The sequence below is a fragment of the Allobosea sp. OK403 genome (genome assembly GCF_900113835.1).
Classification (GTDB): Bacteria; Pseudomonadota; Alphaproteobacteria; order Rhizobiales; family Beijerinckiaceae; genus Allobosea.
Map to the genome: position 1 here is coordinate 63010 of NZ_FOQV01000003.1, position 22888 is coordinate 85897.

At 66.9% G+C, this 22888-nt stretch carries 20 protein-coding genes; 7 read left to right on the top strand and 13 right to left on the bottom strand.

The features are described 5' to 3' along the window. Positions 1 to 242 precede the first annotated feature (242 nt). Positions 243 to 1424 carry a MalY/PatB family protein gene (locus tag BMZ97_RS11645; protein ID WP_092169200.1) on the top strand — a complete coding sequence of 394 codons (1182 nt, stop codon included), beginning with the start codon at positions 243 to 245 and terminating at the stop codon, positions 1422 to 1424. 373 nt (positions 1425 to 1797) lie between these two features. Here BMZ97_RS11645 and BMZ97_RS11650 read toward each other — a convergent pair whose 3' ends face one another. Beyond that, positions 1798 to 3204 (bottom strand): FAD-binding oxidoreductase, encoded by a 1407-nt coding sequence (locus BMZ97_RS11650; protein WP_092169203.1) that lies wholly within the window; start codon positions 3202 to 3204, stop codon positions 1798 to 1800. Positions 3205 to 3218: 14 nt separating this feature from the next. Beyond that, a complete protein-coding gene (locus tag BMZ97_RS11655; RefSeq protein ID WP_092169206.1) occupies positions 3219 to 4457 on the bottom strand; it encodes a class I SAM-dependent RNA methyltransferase in 1239 nt (412 codons plus the stop codon). 143 nt (positions 4458 to 4600) lie between these two features. Here BMZ97_RS11655 and BMZ97_RS11660 point away from each other — a divergent pair, with 143 nt between their 5' ends. Further along, a complete protein-coding gene (locus BMZ97_RS11660; protein WP_092169209.1) occupies positions 4601 to 5647 on the top strand; it encodes a cysteine synthase A in 1047 nt (348 codons plus the stop codon). A gap of 588 nt (positions 5648 to 6235) precedes the next feature. Here the strand turns inward: BMZ97_RS11660 and BMZ97_RS11665 are convergent. The 5 genes from BMZ97_RS11665 to BMZ97_RS11685 all read right to left on the bottom strand — a co-directional run bounded on the left by BMZ97_RS11665 (position 6236) and on the right by BMZ97_RS11685 (position 11545). Beyond that, entirely contained in the window at positions 6236 to 6721 is a 486-nt protein-coding gene (locus tag BMZ97_RS11665; RefSeq protein ID WP_139221201.1) for a hypothetical protein, read from the bottom strand. A gap of 225 nt (positions 6722 to 6946) precedes the next feature. Continuing rightward, positions 6947 to 7936: a magnesium transporter CorA family protein gene (locus BMZ97_RS11670; RefSeq protein WP_092169215.1), complete on the bottom strand. Its 990-nt coding sequence runs from the start codon at positions 7934 to 7936 to the stop codon at positions 6947 to 6949. Positions 7937 to 8048: 112 nt separating this feature from the next. Continuing rightward, positions 8049 to 8909: an SDR family oxidoreductase gene (locus tag BMZ97_RS11675; protein ID WP_092169218.1), complete on the bottom strand. Its 861-nt coding sequence runs from the start codon at positions 8907 to 8909 to the stop codon at positions 8049 to 8051. A 12-nt stretch (positions 8910 to 8921) separates the two neighbouring features. Next, the gene (locus BMZ97_RS11680) at positions 8922 to 9773 is read right to left on the bottom strand and encodes an SDR family NAD(P)-dependent oxidoreductase (protein WP_092169221.1); all 852 of its coding nucleotides are present in this window, start codon (positions 9771 to 9773) and stop codon (positions 8922 to 8924) included. After that, entirely contained in the window at positions 9770 to 11545 is a 1776-nt protein-coding gene (locus tag BMZ97_RS11685; RefSeq protein WP_092169224.1) for an acyl-CoA dehydrogenase, read from the bottom strand. Before BMZ97_RS11685 ends, BMZ97_RS11680 begins: the two co-directional genes overlap by 4 nt. Positions 11546 to 11721: 176 nt before the next feature. On the opposite strand from BMZ97_RS11685, the gene BMZ97_RS11690 reads away from it, so the two are divergent. The 3 genes from BMZ97_RS11690 to BMZ97_RS11700 all read left to right on the top strand — a co-directional run bounded on the left by BMZ97_RS11690 (position 11722) and on the right by BMZ97_RS11700 (position 14619). Then, positions 11722 to 12699, top strand: a complete 978-nt coding sequence (locus BMZ97_RS11690; RefSeq protein ID WP_244546365.1) for an L-threonylcarbamoyladenylate synthase — start codon at positions 11722 to 11724, stop codon at positions 12697 to 12699. A gap of 73 nt (positions 12700 to 12772) precedes the next feature. Beyond that, on the top strand, positions 12773 to 13678 hold the full coding sequence (locus tag BMZ97_RS11695; RefSeq protein ID WP_092169230.1) for a LysR family transcriptional regulator: 906 nt from the start codon (positions 12773 to 12775) through the stop codon (positions 13676 to 13678). 266 nt (positions 13679 to 13944) lie between these two features. Continuing rightward, entirely contained in the window at positions 13945 to 14619 is a 675-nt protein-coding gene (locus BMZ97_RS11700; protein ID WP_092169233.1) for a DJ-1/PfpI family protein, read from the top strand. A 187-nt stretch (positions 14620 to 14806) separates the two neighbouring features. Here the strand turns inward: BMZ97_RS11700 and BMZ97_RS11705 are convergent, their stop codons facing one another. Next, a complete protein-coding gene (locus tag BMZ97_RS11705) occupies positions 14807 to 15793 on the bottom strand; it encodes an acrylyl-CoA reductase (NADPH) (RefSeq protein ID WP_092169236.1) in 987 nt (328 codons plus the stop codon). A 152-nt stretch (positions 15794 to 15945) separates the two neighbouring features. Beyond that, a complete protein-coding gene (locus BMZ97_RS11710) occupies positions 15946 to 17178 on the bottom strand; it encodes an MFS transporter (RefSeq protein WP_092169239.1) in 1233 nt (410 codons plus the stop codon). A 262-nt stretch (positions 17179 to 17440) separates the two neighbouring features. Between BMZ97_RS11710 and BMZ97_RS11715 the strand changes: the two genes are divergently transcribed. Together BMZ97_RS11715 and BMZ97_RS11720 are read left to right on the top strand one after the other, a co-directional pair. Beyond that, positions 17441 to 18733: a cell wall hydrolase gene (locus BMZ97_RS11715; RefSeq protein WP_244546366.1), complete on the top strand. Its 1293-nt coding sequence runs from the start codon at positions 17441 to 17443 to the stop codon at positions 18731 to 18733. Between the two features lie 601 nt (positions 18734 to 19334). Further along, entirely contained in the window at positions 19335 to 19958 is a 624-nt protein-coding gene (locus tag BMZ97_RS11720) for a hypothetical protein (RefSeq protein WP_092169242.1), read from the top strand. 409 nt (positions 19959 to 20367) lie between these two features. Here BMZ97_RS11720 and BMZ97_RS11725 read toward each other — a convergent pair whose 3' ends face one another. The 4 genes from BMZ97_RS11725 to BMZ97_RS11740 form a co-directional block, all read right to left on the bottom strand. Continuing rightward, the gene (locus BMZ97_RS11725; protein WP_092169245.1) at positions 20368 to 20637 is read right to left on the bottom strand and encodes a hypothetical protein; all 270 of its coding nucleotides are present in this window, start codon (positions 20635 to 20637) and stop codon (positions 20368 to 20370) included. A gap of 9 nt (positions 20638 to 20646) precedes the next feature. After that, positions 20647 to 20919, bottom strand: a complete 273-nt coding sequence (gene infA / locus BMZ97_RS11730; protein WP_069690262.1) for a translation initiation factor IF-1 — start codon at positions 20917 to 20919, stop codon at positions 20647 to 20649. A gap of 82 nt (positions 20920 to 21001) precedes the next feature. Continuing rightward, on the bottom strand, positions 21002 to 22492 hold the full coding sequence (locus BMZ97_RS11735) for a DEAD/DEAH box helicase (RefSeq protein WP_092169248.1): 1491 nt from the start codon (positions 22490 to 22492) through the stop codon (positions 21002 to 21004). Between the two features lie 182 nt (positions 22493 to 22674). After that, positions 22675 to 22884: a cold-shock protein gene (locus tag BMZ97_RS11740; protein ID WP_092169251.1), complete on the bottom strand. Its 210-nt coding sequence runs from the start codon at positions 22882 to 22884 to the stop codon at positions 22675 to 22677. Positions 22885 to 22888: the final 4 nt, after the last annotated feature.

The following is a 22888-nucleotide window of genomic DNA, read 5'->3' on the forward strand; positions in this document are numbered from 1 at the left end:
CTCATCCGGCGCTCCGCGCCACCTTCTCCCGTCCGGGAGAAGGGAAGAAGGCGTCGCGGTTCCCGTCAAAACTGCCGCTCGAAGCCCTGCGTCGCCGACATGCCCCCGCCCCGCTCATTTCAGCCAGGAGGCAGTGACACCGCACGCGGCATCTAGATAAACTGCCTACACATCATCGCCTGCGTAGAATTTTATAATCGTCAACACAGCCAATCCGAACAAATTCTTCTCCGGGATCCATCATGACCACGCCGAATTTCGACTTGCTGATCGACCGCCGCGGCACGCATTCGGCGAAATGGGACATGATGGAGGCAAATTTCGGCGTCCCAGCCGCCGACGGTATCGCCATGTGGGTGGCCGATATGGATTTCCAGCCACCGGCCTGCGTGCAGGCGGCGGTCGAGGCGATGGCCGGCCACGGCGTCTACGGCTATTTCGGCGATGACCGGAGCTATCGCGACGCCATCCGCTGGTGGATGAAAAACCGCCATGGCTGGGAGGTCGAGCCGCAGGCGATCTTCACCACCCATGGCCTTGTCAACGGCACCGCGCTCTGCGTCGAGGCCTTTACCAAGCCCGGCGACGGCATCGTGCTGATGACGCCGGTCTACCACGCCTTCGCCCGCATCATCACTGCTGCCGGCCGGCGCGTGGTCGAATGCCCGCTCGCGCTCGCGGATGGGCGCTATGTCCTCGACATCCCCGGCTGGGATGCGCGCATGACCGGCAGCGAGCGCATGCTGATCCTGTGCTCGCCGCATAATCCGGGCGGGCGCGTCTGGACAGCGGACGAATTGCGCGCCATCGCCGATTTCTGCAAGCGCCACGACCTCATCCTCGTCTCCGACGAGATCCACCACGATCTGGTCATGCCCGGGCAGCGCCATACGGCGATGCCGCTCGCTGCGCCCGACATCCTCGACCGGCTGGTGATGATGACGGCGACGACCAAGACCTTCAACATCGCCGGCAGCCATATCGGCAACGTCATCATCCCCGATGAGGCGCTGCGCGGCCCCTTCCAGGCGCGGATGAACGCGCTCGGCATCTCGCCCAACTCCTTCGGCATGGCTATGGCGACGGCCGCCTACAGCCCCGAGGGCGCTGCCTGGGTCGACGCGCTGGTGGCCTATCTCGACGGCAACCGGCGCCTCTTCGACGAGGGCGTCAGCGCCGTTCCCGGCCTGAGCTCGATGGCGCTGGAAGCGACCTATCTCGGCTGGGTCGATTTCAGCGGGACCGGCATGGCCCCGGCCGAATTTATCGCCCGCGTCGAGAAGCAGGCCCGGATCGCCGCCAATCACGGCGCGAGCTTTGGACTGGGCGGCGATAATTACCTGCGCTTCAACCTCGCAACCCCGCGCGCCGTCGTCGCTGAAGCCGTCGAACGTCTGCAGGACGCTTTTGCCGATTTGCAATAGCGGGGTGGTCGAGGGCCAGGAAAGGCATGCCACAATCGTGCCGAGAAGGGCTCGGGGAACCCCTCTCCTGTAAGGAGAGGGGCAGGGGTGGGGTGTAGGCCCCTGGACCAGTTGGGTGACGACCTTGCCGTCATTGCGAGCGCAGCGAAGCAATCCAGCGAGGACTCGCCCTACGTCCTCTGGATTGCTTCGCTGCGCTCGCAATGACGATGGAGCGGCAGTCAGGTCGCGGCCAAGCGTCAAACGGCCGACACCTCACCCTGCCCTCTCCTTACAGGAGAGGGTTCCCCGCGCTTGTCTCGGTAAGAAAGGGCTTCCGGCCCGAGATGCTCGGGTCAAGCCCGAGCATGACGGAAAGGGTTCGCCGGCGCCCTTAAACCACAGCCCCCGGGTTCAGGATCCCCTGCGGATCCAGCGTCGCCTTCAGCGTCTTCATCAAGGCGAGTTCGACCGGGTCCTTGACGCCCGGCAGCAGGTCGCGCTTGAGGCGGCCGATGCCGTGTTCGGCCGAAATCGAGCCATGCATCTCGCTGACGATGGCGTGGACGGCCTGGTTCATCTCGCTCCAGCCGGAGAGGAAAGCGGCCTTGTCGGCGCCCACCGGCTGGCTGACGTTGAAGTGGATATTGCCGTCGCCCATATGGCCGAAGGGCACCGGGCGGCAGCCGGGGACCATCGCCACAACGGCCTCGGAGGCGCGGGCGATGAAGGCCGGCACCGCATGCAGCGGCACCGAGACGTCGTGCTTGATCGAGCCGCCCTCGTAGGTCTGCACCTCGGAGAGCATCTCGCGCAGCTTCCAGAAATCATTGCGCTGGTTGAGCGAGCCGGCGAGCGCGGCGTCGGTGACCAGCCCCTTTTCCAGCGCATCGCCGAGGAAGGCCTCGACCGCCTCGTCGAGCCCGCTGGCCGACTGGGCGCAGACCTCCATCAGCACATACCAGGGCGAGGGCTCGGAGAGCGGGTCGCGCGCGCCGGAGGCATGGCGCAGCACGAATTCGAGCCCGGTGCGCGAGAGGATCTCGAAGGTCGTCAGCGTGCCACCGGCCCCGGCCTTGGCAGCGTTGAGCAGCGCCAGCGCCTCATCGGGCGAGGGCACGGCGAGGAAGGCCGTGGCGCGTGCGGCGGGCAGCGGGAAGAGCTTCAAGACGGCAGCCGTGATGATGCCGAGCGTGCCTTCCGCCCCGATGAAGAGGTTCTTCAGGTCGTAGCCGGTGTTGTCCTTGCGGAGCTGGCGCAGGCCGTTCCAGACCCGGCCATCGGCGAGCACGACCTCGAGCCCCATGCAGAGCTCGCGGGCATTGCCATAGGCCAGCACCGCCGTGCCGCCAGCATTGGTCGAGAGATTGCCGCCGATGGTGCAGCTGCCTTCGGACGCCAGCGAGAGCGGGAAGAGCCGGCCCGCCGCCTCGGCCGCTTCTTGCGCCTTCTGCAGCGTCAGCCCGGCCTCGACGGTCATGGTGTCGCTGTCGGGGTCGACGGCGCGGATCTTATCCATGCGCTGCAGCGAGAGGATGATCTCGCGGCCCTCCGCCACCGGGATCTGCCCGCCGACGAGGCCGGTATTGCCGCCCTGGGGCACGAGCGTCGTGCCCGTAGCGGCCGCAAGCTTGACCAGCGCCACGACCTCTTCGGTCGAGGCGGGCCGGACGATGGCCTGCGCCTTGCCACGGAACAGATCGCGCCATTCCTTGAGATAAGGCACCATTGCGTCAGCGTCGGTGATGACGTTCTTCGCGCCGACGATCGCCGACATCTGATCCAGGATTTCGCTGCTCATGAGGTCTCCAGGCTTCAACGCTTGCCGGCGCGCCTGAACAGGCCGACGAGTTCGATATGGGCTGAATAGCGGAACTGGTCGATGGGCGTGACGCCCTCCAGCGCATATCCCCCCGCGATCAGGATCGCGGCGTCGCGGGCAAAGCTGCCGACATCGCAGGAGACATAGACGACGCTGGCAACCTTCGAGGCCGCGAGCCGCCTCGCCTGCGCCTCCGCACCGGCGCGCGGCGGATCGAGCACCACCGCGTCGAAGGCGTTCAGCTCATGCTCCAGCAAGGGGCGCCGGAACAGATCGCGGGTTTCCGAAGTGATCTGCTTGAGGCCTTGCGTCGCACCGGCCGCGCGCGTCAGGGCCAGGATCGCCGCCTTCTCGCTCTCGACGGCATGGACCTGCGCCTTCCCTGCGAGGCGGAAGCTGAAAGGGCCGCAACCGGCAAAGAGATCGGCGACGCGCTTGGCCTTGGGCAGAGCGGCGACGACCAGCGCCGCAATCGTCTCCTCACCCAAAGTGGTCGCCTGCAGGAAGCCGCCGGGAGCCGGCGCCACCATCGCCTTGCCCATTTTCTGGAGCGGGGAACGGCGTTCGACGATGATCTCGCCATGCATCGACAGCCTGGCCAGATCGAGCCGCTCAGCCGCCTCCGTCAGTGAAAGCCGGAGCTTGTCGCCGGCCGGGCCATGGCCGCGAATATCGACATCGAGCCCGGCATCCGAGGCGGTGATCTGCAAATCGAGCGGCTTGTTGGAGCCGCCGAGCCGGTTCGCCAGCAATTGCGCGACAGCCGGAGCCCACGCCAGGCCGGGCGCCAGGACCGGGCAGGCCTCGACCGCGACGAGATCATGGCTGCGCGCCGCCATGAAGCCGACCATCATGCCGGGTCCCTCGCGCCTGGCATGGAAGGTGACGCGGCGGCGGCCTGCGCCATGGGCATCGACCAGCTCGGCGACCGGCACTGTCACGCCGGCACGCTGCAGCGTGGTGACGACCTGCTGGCGCTTCCAGGCCTTGTAGAGGCCCTCATCCATATGCTGGGCAGCGCAGCCGCCGCAGCGGGTGAAGAGCGGGCAGATCGCGGCGATGCGGGATGCAGCCGGCGCAATGATCTCGACGAGCTGGCCGCGATCGCCGTCGCGAACCACGCGCACGGTCTCGCCCGGCAGCGCATAGGGCACGAAAACCGGCCCATTGGCCGTCTTGGCCACGCCATCGCCCTTCTGGCCGAGATGGTCGATGAGAAGAGTTTCATTCATCGCCAGCCCTCCTGCAGCGCTTTCCTTCTCCTGCGGCTTCCTTCCGGCGAGCATTCTTCCAACCTTGTCCGAGCGAGCCGGCCCGTGGTGACCTGAGCATCGCTTTCGCCTATCAGGTCGGAGGCAAACAGGGAAATCGCGACATGAGCATCCGCGACGGCGTCATCGAGGCCATCGGCAATACGCCGCTGATCAAACTGAAGCGCGCCTCGGCCGAGACCGGCTGCACCATCCTCGGCAAGGCCGAATTCATGAACCCCGGCCAGTCGGTCAAGGATCGCGCGGCGCTCGCCATCATCCGCGACGCGGAACGGCGCGGCACATTGCGGCCGGGCGGCGTCATCGTCGAGGGCACCGCCGGCAATACCGGCATCGGCATCGCGCTTGTCGGCAATGCGCTCGGCTACCGCTCGGTGATCGTGATCCCGGAAACGCAGAGCCAGGAAAAGAAGGACATGCTGCGGCTGGCCGGCGCGACGCTGGTCGAGGTGCCGGCCGTCGGCTACGTCAACCCCAACAACTATGTGAAGGTCTCGGGCCGCCTCGCCGAAGAGCTGGCGAGGACCGAGCCCAATGGCGCGATCTGGGCGAACCAGTTCGACAATACCGCCAACCGCCAGGGCCATATCGAGACGACCGGCCCGGAGATCTGGGCGCAGACTGAGGGCAAGGTCGACGGCTTCATCTGCGCCGTCGGCTCGGGCGGCACGCTGGCGGGCGTCGGCATCGCGCTGAAGGGCTTCAACCCGAAGGTCACGATCGGCCTCGCCGACCCATTCGGGGCGGCGCTGCATTCCTTCTACACCACCGGCACGCTCAAATCTGAGGGATCCTCGATCACCGAGGGCATCGGCCAGGGCCGGATCACCAAAAACCTGGAGGGCGCGCCGATCGACGTCTCCTTCCAGATCCCCGACAGCGAAGCGGTGCCTGTCGTCTTCGACCTGCTCGAACATGAGGGCCTGTGCCTGGGCGGCTCGTCGGGCATCAATGTCGCCGGCGCGATCCGGCTGGCTAAGCAGATGGGACCTGGACACACCATCGTGACCATCCTCTGCGATTACGGCACGCGCTATCAGTCGAAGCTGTTCAACCCCGATTTCCTGCGCTCGAAGGGCCTGCCGACGCCGGCCTGGCTGGAGCGGGGCGATGCGGGTCTGAAGGCCGTGATGGCGCGCGTGCTGGGATAGCGCCCAGCGGCGCTCCTTGGAACTGCTCCGTTATCCTGGCCGAAGCGAAGCGGAGCGCCGGGACTCCAGGCGCGTCATGGTCGGGCTTGCCCCGAGGCTGTCCGGTTGGGGTTTTGGCCCTGAGCGGATCACGCACGGCTCTTCCCTCGTGGGCGAGATGAAGCGAAGTGCCGGATGAAGGGCGCGGGGAACCCTTCTCCCGGATGGGAGAAGGGCAGGGATGAGGGCCTGCCGCTGATTGCTAGGGGCGCTACTGTGCCGCAGCGCCGGCTTCATCCTGAAAGCGCAGGAGACGATGCGCAGCCGCTTGCGCGCTCTGGTTGTCTGGCCTGCCCTCACCCCTGCCCCTCTCCCACACGGGAGAGGGGTTCCCCGCGCCTGTCTCATTCCTCCCCGCCCGCTGGAAAGCCTGCGATGAACGGAGCTTTTCGATCGGGCGCTCGCGGCGAACCGGACAGTCGTGAGTCAAGCCCGACCATCTCGTGATGGGGCACCCTCCGATGGATCCCGGGACGGCCTGCGGCCGCCCAGGATGACGACAGAATGCGGCGCGCTCTCCGGCCCCGCAACCTGCCCGCCAGCGCCTGATTACTGGATCGCCTTGACGCTGCTCATGATCGTATCGATCGCCGCGCCATGCTTGGTGCGTTCCGCGTCCGAGCCCCAGAGCGTCAGCATGATCACGCGGTTCTTGCCGGCCGGCAGCAGGATGAGCTCGACGGTGGTCGGGCCGTTGTCGTCGCTCGTCTCGAACTGGAAGATCGTCGCCGGCATGCCGTTGAAGGGCGTTTCCACCTTCTTGGCCGGCACATCCTTGATGTTGTTTTCCTTCATCCAGGCCGCGTTGTTGTCGATCATCTTGCCCACATCACGGGCGCTGGCGAACTCGACGGAGAAGAAGACGTCCTTGTCCGGAGACTGGGCGGAATAGCCATAGGAGATCGCCTCGGTCTCCCAGCTATCGGGCACCGTGATCGTCACGGCCGGATCCTTGTCCGGGACCGCGAAATTGCGGGCAAAGGCGTTCGTCGCGAGCAGGCTCAACAGAGCAGCCGCGGCCAGAAGCATTCTCATGGACTCGTCCGAATCGTTCTTGGCTTCCGCCACAGCGCGCGAAGCTGCGGCAACGCTTGCCATGCAAACGCGTGGACACAAGCTCACGCCTGGCCGGCGTCAACACGAATCTTCGAAAGGATGCTGCCGAGACGGCTGTGTTGGCTACGCGGAGGCCCGGGATGACGCGGGTGGTTCCGAGCATAAACGGCTCGGAACCACCACGTTCGCGTATCAGCAATGCGACTACAGCCACTTCTTCCAGCGGAAGAACAGGTAGGGCAGGATGGCGAAGACGACCATCATCGCCAGCGCCATCGGGTAGCCATGAGCCCATTCGAGCTCCGGCATCGCCTTGAAGTTCATGCCGTAGATCGAGGCGATCAGGGTCGGCGGCATCAGCACCACCGCGACGACCGAGAACAGCTTGATGATTTTGTTCTGCTCCAGCCCGACGAGGCCGAGCGTCGCATCGAGCATGAATTGCAGCTTGCTGGAGATGAAGGTCGCGTGTTCCTCGATCGCCTGGACGTCGCGGATCACTGAGCGCCATTCCGGCGTGATCGCGCTGGCCGATTTCTTGGAACGCTTGAAATTGGCAGAGAGAAACAAAAGCACGCGCTCCACCGAGACCATGCTCTCGCGCACATTGGAGATGAGGTGCTCGTATTGCCCGATCTTCTGGATCACGGCCTGATAGGCGCCGCCCTGCTCGACGTCCGAGCTCTTGCCGTCGAAGATCTGCCGCGAGCGGGCGTCGATCCTGTCGCCGACGCCGCGCAGGACCTCGGCGGCGCGATCGACGATCGCTTCGATCAGCCCTTCCAGCACGGCAGCGGGCTCCATGCCGCAGCCATCCGGCTTGGTCGCGCGGTTGAGGAAGATGCCGAAGGCACCGGGCTCATCATAGCGCACCGTGACCAGCGCCGCCTCGGTCAGGATGAAGGTGACGTCGGCGAGCTTGGGGACCTCGGTCTCCGACTGGCAGATGACCCGCGCCGTCATGTAATGCGCGCCGTTTTCGGTATAGATGATCTCGGAGGGCTCGAGGTCGTGCATCTCCTCGCGCGTCGGGATCGAGATGCCGAGATGAGCCTCGATCTTCTTGTCCTCGAGCGAGGTCGGCTTGAGCAGATCGATCCAGACCGCGCCCTTCGGGATCGGCTCGTCCGCCGTCAATGTACGGTGAACCAGGCGGTCGCCGTGGTCGGCGCAGATATTGTGGATCAGGAGCATGGCAGGCGACTTTCAGCTGCGGCGAGCAAGCCCTTCGCTGCGCCGCAAGAACCCCAAGCGCTCCGTTATGTCAAACCGATGACAGCCCGCGCGCGTCCCCTCAGATCCCGCCTCACATCCCGCCCTTAACGCCCTCGGGCGGCCGGCTCGCGGCCGGCACGAAGAAGTCCGGCATCAAGGGCACGGAGGGATCGACGCGATAGGGCGTGAAGTCGGTGACGCCCTCAGCTGCCAGGAAGCTGTCGTCGATCAGGAACTGGCCGGAGAATTCGCGCGCCGGCTTGCCGAAGATCAGATGGGCGGCGTCGGCGAGGATCTCCGGCGTGCGGCTCGCCTGCACCATCTTGTCGCCGCCGAGCAGGTTCTGCACCGCCGCGGTCGCGATCGTCGTGCGCGGCCAGAGCGCGTTGACGGCGATGCCCTTCGGCGCGAGCTCGCCGGCGAGGCCGAGCACGCACAGGCTCATGCCGTATTTGGCGATCGAATAGGCCAGATGCGGCGCGAACCAGCGCATCGCCAGGTCGAGCGGCGGCGAGAGCATCAGGATATGCGGGTTTTCCGCCTTCTCCAGATGGGGAATCGCGTATTTCGAAACCATGAAGGTGCCGCGCGTGTTGATCTGCTGCATCAGATCGAAGCGCTTCATGTCGGTCATCTGAGTGTTGGTCAGCGAGATCGCGCTGGCATTGTTCACGACGATGTCGATGCCGCCGAAGCGCTCTGCCGTCTTGGCGATGGCCCCGGCCACGCTCGCCTCGTCGCGGACATCGACCATCAGCGGCAGGCATTGCCCGCCGGCCGCCTCGATCTCGGCGGCGGCGGTATAGATCGTGCCCGCGAGCTTGGGATGCGGCTCGGCCGTCTTGGCGGCAATGGTGACATTGGCGCCGTCGCGCGCGGCCTTGAGCGCTATGGCGAGCCCGATGCCGCGCGAGCCGCCGGTGATGAACAGCGTCTTGTTCTTGAGCGACATGACTGACCTCCCTCAGGCTGGAATGGTGAAGCGGCCCGGCTGCGTGCCGTCCCTATCGGTGAAGCCATAGGCGCGAGCGAGATCGGCGACATGCAGCACCTGGCCGGCATGGCGGGCGACATCGGGATCCGCGGCAAGCGCCGCGACCGCGCGGCCGGCATAAAGCGGGCTCTCGGTCGTCTCCTCCGCCATGCCGGCATCGGTGACGCGCTCGGTCAGGACATGGCCGGGAGACAGCCCAAGCGCCGTGACGCCGAAAGGCTTGAGCTCCTCAGCCATCGCCAGGGTCAGGCGGTTCATGGCCGTCTTGGCGAGATCGTAGAAGACATCGCCGAGATAGCCGCCGGCCGTATCGAAGCTGACCGTAACGATCAGGCCATTGCGCATCTGCACCATGGCGGGCGCGACCGCCCGCGCCAGCAGCAACTGCGCATAGACGCCGCTCTCGAAATTCTGGCCGAGCCTTGCCGCCGGCCTGCGCCAGAACGGCGCGCCGAATTGCGAGCCATCGGGATAGCGCTCGCCATCATAGCCCTCATTGCCGCCCCAGACGGCATCGACGACGCAATCGAGCCGGCCGAAGCGGCGCAAGGCCCAGGAGACCAGCATATCGACCTCGCGCTCCTGCGTGTGGTCGCAGCGATAGGGATGACCCTTGCCGCCGGCGGCCTCGACCTCGCGCGCCGTATCCTCGAAGGTCTCCTGACGCTGGTCGGTGCGGGGACCCGCCTCGCTCGAACGCCCGGTGACGATGACGGTCGCGCCGGCTTCGCCCAGCGCTTTGGCAATGCCGCGCCCAAGCCCGCGCGAGGCGCCCGCGACGAGGCAGATGCGGCCTGCGAGCGCGCGCGGGGCTTCGCTCACGCCGCGAAGACCGCGTCGGCGTCCGCGACCGCGCCGGCGCCTTCCGTCACCGCGAGTTCCAGCGCCGGGGCCTCGGTGACGACATGCTCGGCGAAGAAACGGGCCGTGGCGAGCGCCGCCGCGCCATTGTCCTCGGCGCGCATGGCGAGCGCCTTCCTGGCGAGGCCGGTGCCGCCCTGCGCCAAGGCGAAGAGCTTGAGATAGGGCGTCGCGCCGGCGAGCGCCTCGCTCGGCTTGGCGCCCATCGTCGCCAGCATCCAGTCGGTGGCGCGCTCCAGGGAATCGATGGCGGCCTTCAGGCGGGCTGCGGTATGGCCGAAGCCCGGCGTGTTGGCGCCCTCGACCTTGCCGACCACGCCGCGCATCTCGCTGATCAGCGCCTTGACCGCCTCGCCGCCGGAAAGTGGCAGCTTGCGCAGCACGAGGTCGATCGCCTGGATGCCGTTGGTGCCCTCATAGATCGTGCAGATGCGGGCGTCGCGCAGATGCTGGGCTGCGCCGGTCTCCTCGATGAAGCCCATGCCGCCATGGATCTGCACGCCGGTCGAAGCGACATCGATGCCGATATCGGTGGCATAGGCCTTGGCGACGGGGGTGAGGATCGCGGCGCGCTCGCTGGCGGCCTTGCGCCTGGCCTCGTCGGTCTCGCGATGGCTGCGGTCGAGCGCGGCGGCGACCATGTATGAGATGGCGCGGGCGGCTTGCGTCTTGGCGCGCATGTCCATGAGCATGCGGCGCACATCGGGATGCACGATGATAGGGCTCATGGCCGAGCCTTTGGGCGCGTCGAGCGCCGTGCCCTGGCGGCGCTCCCCGGCGAAGGCGAGCGCCTGCTGATAGGCGCGCTCGGCAATGGCGACGCCCTGCAGCGCGACGTTGAGGCGGGCGTTGTTCATCATCGTGAACATGCAGGCGAGGCCGCGATTCTCCTCGCCGATCAGCCAGCCGATCGCGCCGCCATTGTCGCCATAGGCCATGGAGCAGGTCGGCGAGGCGTGGATGCCGAGCTTGTGCTCGATGCCGGAGCAGCGCAGGTCGTTATGGGCGCCGAGCGTTCCGTCGGCATTGACGAGGTATTTCGGCACCAGGAAAAGCGAGATGCCGCGCGTGCCGGGAGGGGCGTCGGGCAGGCGCGCGAGGACGAGATGGATGATGTTCTCCGTCATCCCGTGCTCGCCATAGGTGATGAAGATCTTCTGGCCGGTGATGCGGTAGGTGCCGTCGCCGGCGCGCTCGGCCTTGGAGCGCAGCGCATTCAGATCGGAGCCCGCCTGCGGCTCGGTCAGGTTCATCGTGCCCATCCACTCGCCTGAGACGAGCTTGGCCAGATAGGTCTTCTTGAGATGCTCCGAGCCATGGGCGTGAACGGCCTCGATCGCGCCGATCGTCAGCAGCGGCCCGAGCGCGAAAGCGAGTGAGGCCGAGTTCCACATCTCGGTGCAGGCCGATTGCAGCAGCGTTGGCAGGGCCTGGCCGCCATAGATCTCCGGGCCCGGAAGTGCGTTCCAGCCGGCCTCGGCCCAGGCCTTGTAGGCTTCCTTCCAGCCCGGCGGCGTGGTGACGACGCCGTCCTTCAGGGTCGAGCCATGGGTGTCGCCGATCCGGTTGAGCGGGGCGATCACGTCTCCGGCGAATTTCGCCGCCTCCTCCAGCACGGCATCGGTGAGGCCGCCGTCGAGCTCCGGCGCGAGCCCCTCCGCGATCAGCCCGTCGAGGCCGGCGACATGGCGCAAGGTGGCGATGATGTCCTCGACCGGGGCGCGGTAGCTCATGAAATTCTCCCTGGAAGCCCGCATATCCTGCCTGATCGGCGGATGAGGGTCTGCTTTTGACGTTGCCGCGATGTTAGCGAGGAACTATCCCCGACGCCACGCGCGAGCTTCGTCACGCGTCCACATCCGTAGCCTGTTGCGAATATAGTTTATATCTAAACCATCAGAGGTCAATCGTGCCCGATCAACGCGTCACGCAGCGGCTGGACGACAGCAAGGCCGGCATCGCCTCCGCCGCCGCATTGCTGCGCGCGGGCAAGCTCGTCGCGCTGCCGACGGAGACGGTCTACGGGCTGGCGGCGGACGCAACCTCAGGCACGGCGGTCGCCGGCATCTACGCGGCCAAGGAGCGGCCGAGCTTCAACCCGCTGATCGCGCATCTGCCCGACCTCGCTGCCGCCCAGCGGCAGGGCCTGTTCGACGCCAACGCGTTGGCGCTGGCGCGCGCCTTCTGGCCGGGGCCCCTGACGCTGGTGGTGCCGGTCTCAAGCGGCTGCAGTGTCAGCGAGCTGGCGCGGGCGGGGCTTGCGACGGTGGCGCTGCGCGTGCCGTCCCACCCCGTAGCGCGGGCGATCCTGCAAGCAGCGGGGCGGCCGATCGCCGCCCCCTCCGCCAACCGCTCCGGCCGGGTCAGCGCCACCAGCGCAGCGCACGTGCTGGCCGATCTCGACGGGCGCATCGATGCGGTGCTCGATGCCGGCCCGACCAAAGTCGGCGTCGAATCGACGATCGTCGCCTGCCTCGATGGCGCGCCGCGCCTGCTGCGTCCCGGCGGCGTGCCGAGCGCCGCGATCGAGGGCGTGATCGGACGCTCGCTCGTGCTTGCCGGCGAATCCGGGGTCGCGCCGATCTCGCCGGGTCTGCTGGCCTCGCATTACGCCCCGGCAGCCGGCGTCAGGCTCGACGCGGAAGGGCCGCGCGACGGCGAGGCCTGGCTCGGCTTCGGGCCTGAGCCGACCACGCTGTCGCCTGCGACGCTCCAGCTCAATCTCAGCCCGACTGGCGATCTCCTGGAGGCTGCAGCGAACCTCTTCGGCTATCTGCGCCAGCTCGACATGGCCGCGCCGGCGACCATCGCCGTCGCGGCGATCCCGATGCATGGGCTGGGCGAGGCAATCAACGACCGCTTGCGGCGAGCCGCCGCGCCGCGCTGAAGTCGGCAAGCGCCATCTTGCAATTCTGCAAGATATCAGCTTGAGTTCCCGGCTCCAATGGGACAGGCCGCCAATGAATTCCAATCTCGCCTGGGACGATTTCCGCCTGATCAAGGCGATCGCCGACCATGACGGGCTGACGGGCGCGGCGAACGCGCTCGGCGTCAACCACTCCACGGTTTTTCGCCGCCTCGGCCAGATCGAGGAGCAGCTCGGCCTGCCTTTGTTCGAGCGCCGCAAGACCGGCTATGTCGCGACCGTCGCCGGCACCGAGATGGCGGCGTTGGCCAACCGCATGGACGAGGACGTCACCGCCTTCGGCCTGCGCCTGGCCGGGCGCGATGTCGCGCCCTCCGGCGAGGTGCGCGTGACCACGACCGACACGCTCTATCTCAACGTCCTGCTGCCGATCTTCGCCGCCTTCCGCCTGGCGCATCCGCTGATCCGCCTCGACATCGTCGTCGGCAACCAGACGCTGAACCTGTCGAAGCGCGATGCCGATGTCGCGATCCGCGCCAATGACTCGCCGGGCGAGACCCTGGTCGGGCGCCGGCTCGCGACCCTGAACTGGGCGATCTACGGCCGCGCCGAAGACGGGCTGACGCCGGCAGAGGAGGCCGATCCGAAAGCGCTCTTCCAGCGCGACTGGGTCGCGCTCGGCGACCAGCTCGGCTATGTGAAGGCTGCCCGTTATGTCCGCGAGCGGGTCGCGCCCGAGCGGATCGCGCTGAGGAGCTCGGCCGTGCTGGGCATGACCGAGGCGGTCGAGCAGGGCCTCGGCATCGGCCCCCTGCCCTGCTTCATCGCCGACCAGCGGCCGGGCCTGGTCCGCTTGATGCCGCCCGACCCGGAATTCTCCACCGGCCTGTGGATCCTGACCCATCCCGACATCCGGCACGCGCCAAGGGTGCGCGCCTTCATGGATTTCTGCGGCAATGAACTGGCCAAGAAACGCGGGCTGATCGAGGGGATGGGCTGAGGAGCGCGGTTTCGTTTGCGCCCGATCACTGGCCGTTTTAACTTGGCGTCGCTCGCGCAAGAGCAGGATGCGAAAAAGTGGAAACCGGTTTTTCGCATCCTGCTCTAACTCTTAGATGAGAGACGGATTCAGATTCCAGATGGGATCACACAGTGATCTCATCTGGAATCATCCGGCTCTTGCGCTGCAAGGTGGGCCACCACCGGGGAGCGCGAGCCTCGCTGCCGCGCGCCTGGGCCTTCTCATCCCCTTCCGGAGACGCCCCCATGCATGTCGTGATGCTGCTCTATCCCCGCCTGACCCAGCTCGATCTGACCGGCCCCTTCGAGGTCTTCACCCGTTTCCGCGAGCTCGAACTGCATCTGGTCTGGAAGACGGCCGACCCGGTCAAGGACGGCGGCGGCCTGGCGATCCTGCCGAGCACGACCTTCGCGGCCTGCCCGCAGGCCGACATCCTGTTCGTGCCCGGCGGCCCCGGCCAGGCCGCGCTGATGGAGGATGAGGAGACGCTCGCCTTCCTGCGCCGGCAGGCCGCCTCGGCGCGCTATGTCACCTCGGTCTGCACCGGCTCGCTGGTCCTGGGCGCGGCCGGCCTGCTCAGGGGCTACCGCGCCACCTGCCATTGGCTCTCGCTGCCGCAGCTCGGCTTGTTCGGCGTCGAGCCGGTGGCGGAGCGCGTCGTTCGCGACCGCAACCGCGTCACCGGTGCGGGCGTGACCTCGGGCATCGATTTCGCGCTCAGCCTGATGGCCGATATCTTCGGCGAGGAGCGCGCCCGCAAGGTCCAGCTCCAGATGGAATACGACCCGCAGCCACCCTTCCCCGGCGGCTCGCCGGCGAGCGCGTCGGGCGATCTGGTCGCCGCCGTGACGCAGGACGCGGCGAAGTTCCAGAGCGAGCGCGAACAGATCGCGCGGCGCGCCGCTGCCGCCCTGGGCTGATCCAGAGCCTTGCTACGAAAATGCGGGTGCCGGTTTCTCGCGCGGGCAACGCTCCGGAGGGTGGTTTTGACCTGAACCACACCGTCATTGCGAGGAGCAAAGCGACGAAGCAATCCAGGAGCGACAGAGCTCGACGTCCCCCTGGATTGCTTCGCTGCGCTCGCAATGACGGTTAATGCCTAGGCTTTCACCCCACCTCGACCACGACCCGCCCGCGCACCTTGCCCTCGATGATCGCCTTACCCGTTTCGATCACGCTCTCCAGCGGGATCGTCGTGGTGATCTTCGCCAGCGCGTCGCGGTCGAGGTCGGTTGCCAGCCTTGCCCAAGCCTCGAGCCGGCGCGGTTTCGGGCACATCACCGAATCGACACCGAGCAAAGCGACGCCGCGCAGGATGAAGGGCATGACGGATGTCGGCAGGTCCATGCCCTGCGCCAACCCGCAAGCGGCGATGGCGCCGCCATATCTGGTCATCGACAGCAGATTGGCGAGGGTTTGCGAACCGACAGCGTCGACACCGGCAATCCAGCGCTCCTTGCCGAGCGGGCGGCCGGGCGCGGAGAGTTCGTTGCGGTCGATGATCTCGGCCGCGCCCAGGCTCTTCAGATAATCCGCCTCCTCGGGCCTGCCGGTCGAGGCGATGACATGCCAGCCGGCCTTGGCAAGCAGCGCGGTCGCGACCGAGCCGACGCCACCGGCAGCGCCCGTCACCACGACCGGACCGTCTGCCGGTTTCAGGCCATGCTTCTCCAGCGCCAGCACGCAGAGCATCGCGGTGTAGCCGGCAGTGCCGATCGCCATCGCCTCACCCGGGTTCATGCCGGGCGGGAGCGGCACCAGCCAATCGCCCTTGACCCGGCTCTTCTGGGCATAGGCGCCCAGATGCGTCTCGCCCGTGCCCCAGCCATTCAGGATGACGAGGTCGCCCGGCTTGAAATTGGGATGGTCGGAGGTCTCGACACGGCCGGCAAAGTCGATGCCGGGGATCATCGGCCAGCGCCGCACCACCGGGGCCTTGCCGGTGATGGCGAGGCCGTCCTTGTAGTTCACCGTGGAATGGGTGACGCGGACGGTGACATCGCCCTCCATCAGATCGCTCTCGGCGAAATCGGTGAAGGCGAGGTTGGGCCCGGTCTCGCCCTTGGTCGCGACAAGGGCCTTGAACGTGGTCATGCGGCGTCTCCGGTGACGTCATTGCGAGCGAAGCGAAGCAATCCAGGGGGCGTAGAGCGCGGCCGCTCCTGGATTGCTTCGCTTCGCTCGCAATGACGGTAATGACCGCTGGCCGCAAGCGGTCAGCGGTACGCCTTTAGCCAGGGCCGACCTCACGCCGGCTGCGCCAGCGGCCGCTCGACGGCCTTTTCGATGATCGGCAGGTTGATCAGCGCCGAGGCGATGCCGAGCGCGATCGAGAGCCACCAAACGATCTGGTAGGAGCCGGTCGCCTCGTAGAGCACGCCGCCGAGCAGCACGCCGAGGAAGCCGCCGACCTGATGCGAGAAGAAGGCGAAGCCATAGAGCATCGCCATGTATTTCGTGCCGAACATCAGCATGACCAGCGAGGAGGTCGGCGGGATGGTGGAGAGCCAGAACAGGCCGATGACCGCGCCAAAGGCCAGCGCAGTCGCGGGGCTCGGCGGCAGCAGGATGAAGGCGGCGATCGCGACCGAACGGCCGAGATAGATCCAGGCCAGCAGATGGCGCTTGGGCATGCGCGTCGAGAGCCAGCCCGAGCAGAGCGAGCCGACCGCGTTGGCGAGCCCGATCACGGCCAGCGTCCAGCCGCCGACCCAGGCCGCCATGCCGACATCCTTGAGATAGGCCGGCATATGGGCGGTGATGAAGGCGAGCTGGAAGCCGCAGGTGAAGAAGCCGAGCACGAGCAAGACATAGGAGCGGTGCTTGAAGGCCTCCGTCAGCGCCTGCTTGATCGACTGTCCCGGCAGATTCGCAGTCGCGCTGGGCTGGGTAACGCCGTCCTTGCGCGTCGCCAGCATGAAGGCGAAGGGCATCACCAGCAAAACCGAGCCGGCGAAGACGACGAGCGCCTGATGCCAGCCGATCTGCTCGATCAGGATGTTGCCGATCGGCGGGAACAGGAACTGGCCGAAAGAGCCCGCCGCCGTGCCGGCGCCAAAGGCCATCGGCCGCCAGGCTTCCGGCAGGAGCTTGCCGAAGGCGGCGAGCACGAGGTTGAAGGAACAGGCCGAGAGGCCAAAGCCGATCAGCACGCCGGCGCCCAGATGCAGGGTCAGCGGCGTGGCGGCATAGGCCATCACGACGAGGCCGAGCGCGTAGAGCACGGCGCCGAAGCAGAGCACGCGCACGGTGCCGAAACGGTCGGCCACGGCTCCGGCGAAGGGTGCACCCAGGCCCCAGAGCAGGTTCTGGATCGCGATTGCGATGCTGAAGGTGTCGCGGCCCCAGCCGAATTCCAGCGTCATCGGAATCTGGAACAGGCCGGCGCTGGCACGCGGGCCGAAGGTGATCAGGGCGATCAGGCAGCCGGCGGCGACGATGACCTCCGGAGCATAGCTGCGCGCGGGGGCTGCACTCATGGTCGGTCTCCGGCGGCCCCTGCGAACAGGCGCGTCTAAAGGTTCAGAGCATGGCTCTAGTGATCGTGTGGCTGCACGCTAACCTCGATCCCGGCGGCGCAACAATGCCTTTTCGTGGCGTTGCGCATCACAGCCTTGCATGAGCGAACCGGCAAAATCCGAACATTGCGGCTCTCATTAACCGCTGCTCAACCCTACCGGGGTGATAACGGCATGGCGCGAATGCGCGCTGTCTTCCCGGTCATGTGGAGTAGCAGGTCAGGTGCGTTTGCGCAGGCGTACGAGGCGGATCGGTTCGCTCGGGGTGAAATGGGCCCTGGCCACGGTGGCGCCATGGGCGCTTTCGGCTGGCGTTCTGGTTTCCTTCACCGCCTCGGCCGGCCAGAATTACGGCCCCGACTCCCTGCCCTACTCATCGATCCAGCGCGCCGCGCCCGCTTTCGATTCGGCGCTCGAGGAAGGCCCCTCGATGCTTGTCGCGGGCAGCGCCTTCCGGCTGCCCGGCCTTGCCCTGTCCTCGGCCATCCGACAGGCGCATCTCTCCTTCGACGATCCCGAGCGGCTCGTCGCGATCGATCCGCGCCAGCCGCGCGACGACATGAAACATTCGGTCTCGGGCTTCCCGGAGGTCGACCGCACCGCCAAGGGCGACCCGCTGCCCGGCCTGCGGCCAGGCCTCTCGGCGCTGCCGGCGGGCGAGCTCGAACGCGTCGTCTTCGGCGACACCCAGCCCCGCCTGATCTCGGGCGGCTTCTCGCTCGACGCCCAGCGCGCGGCGGAAGCCGTCGACGGGCCGCAGATCGGGTTCGAGCCGTCGGCGAACGAGGAAGGGCTGACCGACCCGGCGATGGCGGATGCCTCACCGAGCTCGCAGCACCGCCTGATCACCTCGCCGCGCCAGGCCGAATTGCATCTGGAAAGCATCGACGGCTCGACACCCTCCGTGCCCGGGCGCGCCGCCAGCAGTTCCTCGACGCCATCAGTGCATTACAATGTCGCGACGCTCGCCACGCCGGTCACACCCGCGCCGCCTGCGGCGCTGACCCGGCCCAACCTCGTCGCCAAGGCGCCGGCCGCGACCAGCACCATCGGCAAGGGCGATCCCGGCCCGCAGATCAGCTATGCCGGGCTGATCGCTCCGAACGAGATGGCGCGCCAGCAGCGCTGCCTGGCGGAGGCGGTCTATTTCGAGGCGCGCTCGGAATCGAATGAGGGCCGCGCCGCGGTGGCGCAGGTCGTGCTCAACCGGGTCAAGAGCGGGCTTTATCCCGACAATGTCTGCGGCGTGGTCTACCAGAACGCCAGCCGCTATCTCGCCTGCCAGTTCACCTTCGCCTGCGAAGGCAAATCGCTGCGCATCACCGAGCCCGCGCCCTGGCACGACGCCGTCCGCATCGCCCGCGAGGTCTATGAAGGCACGACCTATCTGCCAGATGTCGGCGGCTCCACGCATTATCACGCCAACTATGTGCGGCCGTACTGGGCGAAGAAGCTGAAGAAGATGGACACGATCGGCCAGCACGTTTTTTACCAGCTGCGGCCTGGGCAGACTTGAGGGTTGCTCGTCCTGAATCGACCGAAGGGCTTCATTCTCGGGCTTGCCTCGCGACGATCCGGTTCGCCGCGAGCGCCTAATTGAAAAACTCCACTCATCGCAAGCTTTCCAGCGGGCTGAGACGGAGGGGACAAGCGCGGGGAACCCCTCTCCTGTAAGGAGAGGGGCAGGGGTGAGGTGTAGGCCCCTGGACGCGATAGCCGAGACCCGCCCGCTGCATTGCCGAGCCCAGCTGGTCGAACGGCCGACACCTCACCCTGCCCTCTCCTTACAGGAGAGGGTTCCCCGCGCCCTTGATCCGGCGTTTCGCGTCACCTTGCTCGCGAGAGAAGAGCCGCTCATCGGCCAAGCCCGACCATGACGCACTTCCGCTCACAGATCGGCGCGATCCGAGAGCCCGCGCTATCCACAAGCAAGCCCGCAATCCCTCGCATTCGAGCGATCCGCTTCACGCCATTTCAACACCCATGAACGCGGCCGGCCTGCCCGACTTGGTTAATTTTACCTTGTTTTAGCGTTTACCTTGCGTTCATCACGCTCAGCAGGCTTTCTGATCCCACAAGCGGCACGGTGATGCCGCAGGGCTGGTGGGTTCGGACAGATGCGTCAGGCTTTCGTTACTTCGGCATTCAGCGCGGTTCTGCTGCTCGGCGCGCAAGTATTTGGCGCGCAAGCCGCCCAAGCGGGCGATTGCGCCGGCCACTCCTGCCGCCCGGCGCCCTCCTGCCGCGGCTCGGCCTGCTACAACCTCGTGCAGACGCCGCCGGTCTACGACACGGTGAGCGAGAGCTATCTCATCCGCCCGGAGCAGACGCAGTCGCACGTCATCCCGGCGCAGTATGACTACGTCACCGAGACGGTGATGATCGAACCGCCCCGCCAGATCCCGCATCATCGCCCGGCACAGTATTCGAGCGTCTCCGAGAAGGTGATGATCTCGCCCGCCAGCAGGCGCTGGGAAGTGACCCGCGACGCCTATGGCAACACCACGGGCTGCTGGGTCGAGGTTCCCGCGCAGTACGGCTACCAGCAGCGCACCGTCGAGGTCGCGCCTGCCACCGTCGATTACGAGACCATCCCCGCCGTCTACACCCAGCGCCAGCGCAAGGTGATGGTGCGGCCGACGCAGGTCGTCCATGAGACGCGGCCCGCGCAATACGAGACCCGGCAGCGCAGCGTCCTCGTGAGCCCCGGCTCACAGCGCTGGGAGCGCGCCGGCTACTGAGTTTTTTAGGTTCTAGGTAGACTTCTTCATCACGGAAAAGACCACTTCAAAGCCCCGGCCCAGGCCGGGGTCTTTTTTTGTGCGGTGATGCCTGGGCGGGGCATTGCGCTGCTGCGTGGTGATCTGCTGGAGCTGGAGCAAGGCGATTGATGCTCGGAACCGCGCCGTCATCCCGGCCGTAGCGAAGCGGAGCGCCGGGATCCATCATAGGGCGCCGTCGATGCCCTATGATGGATCCCTGCGCGGCTTCGCCGCTTGTCCAGGATGACGCGGTGGTTCCGAGCCAAGGCAGCTTCCCTGAACGCAAAAAAGGCGCCGCGGTTGCAGCGCCTTCCGGTTAGCTTCAGTGGCCTGGGTTTCGGGTGCTTCGGCTCAGATCAAAGAGTGAGAGCCGGAAGACGGCGCCCTCTCAGCCCAGCCCGCCATTGAGCAGGGCCAGCACGCCGACGCCGACCACGAAGGCCAGCATGCGCGCGGGCATGGCGATCAGGCTTCCCGGCGAGCTCTTGGTCGCCAGGCCGACGCCGAGTTCGACGACACCTAGGCCCAGCAGCACCAAGACGAAAGGCGGGAGAGCCGAGGACGCCCCGACCCAGCCCGCCTTGGCAGCGAATGCGACGATGGCGCCGAGCGCCGCGCCGAGAGCTATGAAAACGAACTCGACCCGCGTGAAGCGCATCGTGCCCGGTCAGCGCCGACGGAAGTTCTGATTGCGCGGCGGAGCGCCCGGACCGGGGCCGGCCGTCTTCTGGCGGAAGTTGATGCGGCCGCGATCAAGATCGTAAGGCGACATCTCGACCACGACGCGGTCGCCCGCGATGGTGCGGATGCGGTTCTTCTTCATCTTGCCGGCCGCATAAGCCAGGATCACGTGTTCGTTGTCGAGCTTCACCCGATAATTGCCGTCGGGCAGCACTTCGACCACCGTTCCGTCGAATTCGAGCAGTTCTTCTTTAGCCATACTGTCGTCCTTCGTGTGCCCGTAGGCGCGGGGGTCATGGGCGGCCCGTCAGGCCGCCCCACCCTGCTCTGGCGTCGCTGCGTCAGTTCGCGCGCCGCCGGGCGCCGTTGGTGCGTCGTTGATCTGTTCTTTGCTGCAAGAACGCGACGCCGCCAAGCCCTTCCTTGGCGGAACCACCGTCTTTTCGCTGCGCAGGCTGTTCGCTGCGCTGCTGCGGCCGGTCGTTGCGCGGTGCATCGGTGCGAGCTGCATCGCTGCGCGGCTCCTGACGCTGACCCGCATGGGCAGGCTTGGCAGCATGGGCAGAGTTGCCCGCATGGGAAGGCTTGGCGCCCTGGCGCTGGCCCGAGGGCCGGCCATGGTCGCGTCCGCCGCCGCCATTCTGTCCGCTGCGTCCACCGCGACCCTGGTTCTGGGCCGGCTTCTTCGGCGTACGGCCGTCCCAATAGGGAACCTCGCCGATCGGGGTGATGGCGACGCGGGTCAGCTTTTCGATCGCGGCAAGATCGCCGCGCTCTTCGGGCGTGCAGAACGCGATCGCGACGCCGGACGCGCCGGCGCGCGCGGTGCGGCCGATGCGGTGGACATAGGTCTCGGCCACGTTCGGCAGGTCGAAATTCACGACATGGCTGATGCCGTCGACGTCGATGCCGCGCGCGGCGATGTCGGTCGCGACTAGGATGCGCAATTCACCGTCACGGAAAGAGCCGAGAGCCCGCTCGCGCTGGCCCTGGCTCTTGTTGCCGTGGATCGCGGCCGACTTGATGCCGGCGACCTCGAGCTGGCGGACGACCTTGTCGGCGCCGTGCTTGGTGCGGGTGAAGACGATGGCGCGCTCCATTTCGGGAACGCTGAGCGTCTTCGCCAGCAGCGTCGGCTTGTGGCCAGCATCGGTGAAGATGACGCGCTGGTCGATCTTCTCGGCCGTGGTCGCGACGGGCGCGACCGAAACCTCGACCGGATCGGTGAGGTAGGCGCCCGCGATGTCGCGGATCGGCTTGGGCATGGTCGCCGAGAACAGCAGCGTCTGGCGCTTGGCCGGGATCAGGGTGGCGATCCGGCGCAGCGCGTGGATGAAGCCCAGATCAAGCATCTGGTCGGCCTCGTCGAGGACGAGATATTCGATTTCACGCAGCGAGACGGCGCGCTGATCGACGAGGTCGAGCAGGCGGCCGGGCGTCGCGACGAGGATGTCGACATGTTGGCCGAGCGCGCGGATCTGCTTGCCGACGGGCACGCCGCCGAAGACGACGGTCGACTTCACCGTGGTGAAGTTGGCGTAGGCGCGGATCGAGGTCTCGATCTGCGCCGCGAGTTCGCGGGTCGGCGAGAGAATCAGCGCGCGCACCGAGCGCGGCTGCATCCGGCGCGGCTGGTTGAGCAGACGGTGCAGCAGCGGCAGCGCGAAGGCCGCCGTCTTGCCGGTTCCGGTCTGCGCGGCGCCGAGGAGGTCGCGACCCTGGAGAATCGGGGGGATAGCCTGCGCCTGAATCGGCGTGGGCGTGGTGTAACCTTCGGCCGCGAGCGCCTTGAGCAGCTGCTCGGCGAGGCCGAGGTCGGTAAATTGTGTCAAAACAAGTCTTTCTGGACGCCGCGGCGCAAGGGGCACATGTGGGTATCGGCTGTGCCGCCGGATTGCGCCCGGCCATGAGTATTGGCTCTTTCCTGCCGGCGAACCGCTAAGCCACAGCGCCGGAAGGTGTCGTTTGCGAACCGGGCGGGCGCAAGCGCCCACCCGGCCGTCATAGTCTGGTATCAGCCGACGGAGAGGTTGCCGGCCGAGGACTTGCCGGTCTTGCGATCGGCGATCAGCTCGTAGGAGACGACCTGACCTTCCTGGAGCTCGCGCAGGCCAGCGCGCTCGACGGCGCTGATGTGGACGAAGATGTCCTGTCCGCCGTTCTCAGGGGTGATGAAGCCATAGCCCTTGGTGGTGTTGAACCACTTGACGGTGCCCTTGTTCATAGAC

Excerpts from the sequence above, each read along its gene's own strand:
- BMZ97_RS11645 (WP_092169200.1), top strand. The coding sequence starts at position 243 with ATGACCACGCCGAATTTCGACTTGCTGATCGACCGCCGCGGCACGCAT.
- BMZ97_RS11650 (WP_092169203.1), bottom strand. The coding sequence starts at position 3,204 with ATGAGCAGCGAAATCCTGGATCAGATGTCGGCGATCGTCGGCGCGAAG.
- BMZ97_RS11655 (WP_092169206.1), bottom strand. The coding sequence starts at position 4,457 with ATGAATGAAACTCTTCTCATCGACCATCTCGGCCAGAAGGGCGATGGC.
- BMZ97_RS11660 (WP_092169209.1), top strand. The coding sequence starts at position 4,601 with ATGAGCATCCGCGACGGCGTCATCGAGGCCATCGGCAATACGCCGCTG.
- BMZ97_RS11665 (WP_139221201.1), bottom strand. The coding sequence starts at position 6,721 with ATGAGAATGCTTCTGGCCGCGGCTGCTCTGTTGAGCCTGCTCGCGACG.
- BMZ97_RS11670 (WP_092169215.1), bottom strand. The coding sequence starts at position 7,936 with ATGCTCCTGATCCACAATATCTGCGCCGACCACGGCGACCGCCTGGTT.
- BMZ97_RS11675 (WP_092169218.1), bottom strand. The coding sequence starts at position 8,909 with ATGTCGCTCAAGAACAAGACGCTGTTCATCACCGGCGGCTCGCGCGGC.
- BMZ97_RS11685 (WP_092169224.1), bottom strand. The coding sequence starts at position 11,545 with ATGAGCTACCGCGCCCCGGTCGAGGACATCATCGCCACCTTGCGCCAT.
- BMZ97_RS11695 (WP_092169230.1), top strand. The coding sequence starts at position 12,773 with ATGAATTCCAATCTCGCCTGGGACGATTTCCGCCTGATCAAGGCGATC.
- BMZ97_RS11700 (WP_092169233.1), top strand. The coding sequence starts at position 13,945 with ATGCATGTCGTGATGCTGCTCTATCCCCGCCTGACCCAGCTCGATCTG.
- BMZ97_RS11705 (WP_092169236.1), bottom strand. The coding sequence starts at position 15,793 with ATGACCACGTTCAAGGCCCTTGTCGCGACCAAGGGCGAGACCGGGCCC.
- BMZ97_RS11710 (WP_092169239.1), bottom strand. The coding sequence starts at position 17,178 with ATGAGTGCAGCCCCCGCGCGCAGCTATGCTCCGGAGGTCATCGTCGCC.
- BMZ97_RS11720 (WP_092169242.1), top strand. The coding sequence starts at position 19,335 with ATGCGTCAGGCTTTCGTTACTTCGGCATTCAGCGCGGTTCTGCTGCTC.
- BMZ97_RS11725 (WP_092169245.1), bottom strand. The coding sequence starts at position 20,637 with ATGCGCTTCACGCGGGTCGAGTTCGTTTTCATAGCTCTCGGCGCGGCG.
- infA (WP_069690262.1), bottom strand. The coding sequence starts at position 20,919 with ATGGCTAAAGAAGAACTGCTCGAATTCGACGGAACGGTGGTCGAAGTG.
- BMZ97_RS11740 (WP_092169251.1), bottom strand. The coding sequence starts at position 22,884 with ATGAACAAGGGCACCGTCAAGTGGTTCAACACCACCAAGGGCTATGGC.